The sequence below is a fragment of the Bacillus testis genome (assembly GCF_001243895.1).
In the GTDB taxonomy this organism is placed as follows: domain Bacteria; phylum Bacillota; class Bacilli; order Bacillales; family DSM-1321; genus Bacillus_AD; species Bacillus_AD testis.
Genome location: NZ_LN851186.1, coordinates 3,823,921 through 3,825,345, shown reverse-complemented (window position 1 = coordinate 3,825,345; position 1,425 = coordinate 3,823,921). Strand labels below are relative to the sequence as shown.

The following is a 1,425-nucleotide window of genomic DNA, read 5'->3' as shown; positions in this document are numbered from 1 at the left end:
CAAATTGGCTGGCGTGAAGACGGTATTGAACCGGGCTCATGCCAGCTAATTTTTGTTTAATTCGCTTGTTATTATAATAATGAATATAGGTTTCAATCTTCTCTTTAAGATCCTCATACGTACACAGAGCTTCTCCATAATACATCTCTTGTTTGAGTAATCCGAAAAAGTTTTCCATCGGTGAATTATCCAAACAGTTCCCTTTCCGGGACATACTTTGGAATACCCTGTTCTTCTGGAGGGTTTTGACCCATTTTTTATGTTGATAGTGCCATCCCTGATCGGAATGAACGGTTGTTCTATAGGGAGAATCTTTCACGATATCCAGTGCTTTCTCAAGAGGCTGGAGGGCAAGCTCTAAGGTTGGACGCGGCCCTATTCCATACGAAAGAATTTCACCATTGAATAAATCCATAATAGGGTTTAAATACAGTTTTACACCCTCTTTACACTTGAACTCTGTGATATCAGTGGTCAATTTTTGATGACACACATTCGTGTAAAAACGTCGGTGGATGCGGTTCTTAGCTATTGTCCCGACGTTCCCTTTGTATGAGCTGTACCGACGCGATTTCCTTCTGAATTTATCTCCTTTAAGCCCTTGTTTCTTCATGAGGCGCTGCACCTTTTTATGATTTACCAGGATCCCCCTGTTTCTCAATTCCAGGTGGATTCGACGGTATCCGTAATTGCCATTGTTCTCTTCAAAAATGGCTTGAATACACACTTCAAGTTCTTGATCCGGATTCTCTTCCTTCATCTTTTTTATATGATAATGATAAGTGGCTTCAGGTAGATTCACCCTACATAACACATCTTTTAATCGGTATTTTTCTTTGAGTTCGTATGATAACGCTGCTTGTGCTTTTCGAGATAACCGTCCGGATCCATCCGAAAAGCTCTCAACTTTTTTAGGTAATCAACCTCCAAACGAAGCAGTTCATTTTCACGTTCCAATTGTTGTTCGTAGGTCATTTCATGTGGTTCTGACCGTTTAGTTGTTTTCTTATTCTTCGCTTTATCAGACATAGGAGGCCGTCCTTTCGGTTTATCCAGGGCTTCAGTCCCACCCTCACGAAGAGCCTTCTTCCACGAAGCAATCATAGGAGGATTCGTGATCCCGAAGTGCAGGGCTGTTTCTGTTTCTGAAGAACCTGTTCTTTGCATAAAGCTTAATACATCCAGCTTGAATTGAACAGGATAAATGCTCTTTTTTGTCTTTCTTCTTAATCCATCTTCACCAAATTTCTCATAGTTTTTCACCCACCTTTTAATCGGTGTACTACACGGTAATCCATGTTTCTGAGCTAAAAGCGTATATCCCAGTTTTCCTTCTAAATATTCTTTCACAACCATTAATTTAAAGGTTTCACTATATTTAGCCATAAATAAACACCCCAAAAGTTAGATTTTCAACTCTAACTT

General features: G+C 39.8%; 1 protein-coding gene and 1 pseudogene. Both read right to left on the bottom strand.

Annotated features, from left to right (window positions below; all coding sequences use genetic code 11):
• Positions 1 to 823, bottom strand: a pseudogene (locus BN1765_RS20870) (IS3 family transposase); the annotation flags it as partial.
• Positions 820 to 1,386 carry a helix-turn-helix domain-containing protein gene (locus BN1765_RS20865; RefSeq protein WP_050616565.1) on the bottom strand — a complete coding sequence of 189 codons (567 nt, stop codon included), beginning with the start codon at positions 1,384 to 1,386 and terminating at the stop codon, positions 820 to 822. The pseudogene BN1765_RS20870 and the gene BN1765_RS20865, both read right to left, overlap by 4 nt.
• Positions 1,387 to 1,425: the final 39 nt, after the last annotated feature.